Here is a 2,600-nt window from a genome sequence, read left to right as displayed (position 1 = left end):
GAAAGCGCACCACTGAGCAAACCGCGCTCCCATCCGCGCTCCCACCCCTGGGCGGCGGCCCGGCGGCGGCGCCTGGGACCACGCGAACCCGCTCACGTCGCCTGCGTACTGCTGCGACGCACGCTGCGACTACGTCTTCGTCGGAGCCCCGATGGTCCCCGTCGGCTGGAGCTCGGGCGCCCGTGCCGACCTCGCGCCCGCCGGGCAGGTCACCGTGGCGCGGATCGTCTGTGACCGCCCCCTTACCGGTCACATGGCAAGCGACCATTACGGCGTGCTCGCCGAGATCTGCTGGCCGGGTCGCTCGGGGTCTGCAGCAGCTCTCGACGGGTGACGCTCCGCCCGGCGCGGTTCACTGCGCTACTCATCGAGGACGTCGTCGAGGTCCTCGAGTTCGCCGGTGCCCATGACCGGCGGCATGGCGCAGGGCGGGGCCTGACGCGCGTGTAGCTCGACCTGTCTCAGCACCCGGAGGGCGTTGGCGCCGAGGATCCCCTCCACCTCCCGGTCACTGAAGCCGCTGTCGAGCAGCGCGGACGTCACCTTCGGTAGGTCGGTCTCGTCGCCGAACCCGGCCATCACGCCGGGGACGCCGTTCATGTCGGTGCCCATGGCCAGGTGCTCTGGGCCGACGGTGTCGGCGATGTGCCGGGCGTGAGCGACCAGCTCGGTGATGTCGCGCACACCAGCGCGACGGAACCGGTAGGGCCAGAGCCCGACCACGCCGCCTGTCGAGGCGATTGCGCGCAGCTCGTCATCGGCGAGGTAGCGCGGAAAGTCCTGCAAGGCCCGGGCGCCCGTGTGCGAGGACACCACGGGAGTGGTCGCCGCATCGACCACGGCCAGCAGGGTGGCCTGGTCGGCGTGGGCGACGTCGACCAGGATGCCGAGCCGGTTCATGCGTTCGACAACCCTCAAGCCGAGCGGCCTGAGGCCCGGCGAGGCGCGGCGCAGTACAGGCACCGGCCCGGCGTAACGCTGCCAGGGCAGGCATGTGGTGCCGAGTAGGTTGTCTCTCAGGTGCACCAGCACGATCACGCGGACGCCGCGCTCGTACCACGCATCGATGCGGTCCACGTCCTGTCCAACCGCGTCGGCACCTTCGACGCCGAGCATCACCGCCGGCGCGCCCTGCGCTCGGACCCTGGCCAGTCCCTTGGCCGACCGGACGACGAGGGCACCAGCATCGTCGGCCTGCCGTTCGATCCGGGCGAGCTGTGCCTCGACCGCGTCCCACGGGCTCCGGCCCACGTAGCAGCGTGTGACGATCGGGTCGCCCACCGCCTTGGCGACCGCGGCATCGACGCCGCCCTTCTGCAGCGTGTCGAACCCGACCTCCGCCGGCGCACCAACCGTGACGCCTCGCCACACGGCGCGGAACGGCTGCGGGATGAACCCCGGGCCGTGGGTGTGCAGATCGAGCACAAAGGACCGGCGGTGGAACAGTTCCCCGTTACCGGCTTCGGGCGACACGACGGTCACGCCTCGAATACGACCGTGCGCTCGCGGACCGCAGCCGGGCCGGCGTCGCCCCCGCCCGGCTCCTCGGCGCGCTCGGCGTGGCGCAGCAGGTGCCAGATCGAGGGGCCGAGCAGGTCGAGCTCGGTCGACGCGTAGCGCTCACCGCCGAGGCCGCGCGTCCGCTCGGTCTGCCGGGCCAGTGCATCGGCATCCTGGCGCAGGATCCGCTTACCGTGCTGCCGAACGATGGCGTGCACGACAGGAGCCGGCATGCGGCTCTGGAACCGGACGACGAACCAGGCCCGGGTCCGGAACGCTGACATCGGGAGGTGGACGATCGTGTTTACGAGCCGGAACCACCCGTCGACGGCGTACTCGATCTGCGCGACCGACGGGAGGAAGAAGCGGTCCCAGTGGTGGAACGTGCGGCTCGTGTCTCCCGGCAACCGGATCGGGCCCAGCCCGACGGGCTCGCCAAGGTACTGCACCTCGACCCCGCTATCGGCAGGGCGGCGCACCGCGGTGATGCGGTGGGCATGGCCGCCGCGGAAGATCCCACGGTGCAAGAACGCGGTGTGCGGAACGTCGAGAGCGTTCTCCAGCGAAGCGCGCAGGGTGCAATCGAGGTCGTGCCGGAAGACCACCTCGCCGGCGCCGGGACCGTCGACCGCGGGGAGGGCGAACGGGCGCCGGGTCGGCTCGGCATCCGGCTCTCCCCAGGCCCAAACGATGCCGTCCTGCTCCACTGTGGCGTGCGATGGAACGCACCGGCTACGGCGCGCCTGCGCGCGGCCACCGAGGAGCCCCGGAACGCGCACGCAGTGCCCGCCACCATCGTAGGTCCATCCGTGGTAGCCGCATTCGAGCACGCCATCGCCGGTGACCCGCCCAAGCGAGAGCGGGTAGTTGCGATGGTCGCAGCGGTCGAGGAGGACGGCGGGCGCGCCTTCGGCGCCACGGAACACCACGAGCGGACTGTCCATGAGCGTGACGGCCAGCGGCCGGCGGCCCAGCTCCGACGACCGGGCCACCGGGTACCACCAGCGGCGCGGAAAGGCCACGGAGTACGACATGGCATCCATGCACCCATGATGCCTGTCCTCCAAGGTCGCGGGGCGCCGGCGAGCTCGCTGCGCAGC

At 71.6% G+C, this 2,600-nt stretch carries 2 protein-coding genes; both read right to left on the bottom strand.

Annotated features, from left to right (window positions below):
* Window positions 1-360: 360 nt before the first annotated feature.
* Window positions 361-1,482, bottom strand: coding sequence for a dipeptidase (locus VGS97_RS03285; RefSeq protein WP_326851663.1), 1,122 nt, complete (start codon window positions 1,480-1,482; stop codon window positions 361-363).
* A complete protein-coding gene (locus VGS97_RS03280; RefSeq protein ID WP_326851662.1) occupies window positions 1,479-2,543 on the bottom strand; it encodes an aromatic ring-hydroxylating dioxygenase subunit alpha in 1,065 nt (354 codons plus the stop codon). The genes VGS97_RS03285 and VGS97_RS03280 overlap by 4 nt, the downstream gene beginning before the upstream one ends.
* Window positions 2,544-2,600: the final 57 nt, after the last annotated feature.

This window comes from Actinocrinis sp. (genome assembly GCF_035946395.1).
Classification (GTDB): Bacteria; Actinomycetota; Actinomycetes; order Streptomycetales; family Catenulisporaceae; genus Actinocrinis.
This window is presented reverse-complemented; position numbering and strand designations above follow the sequence as displayed.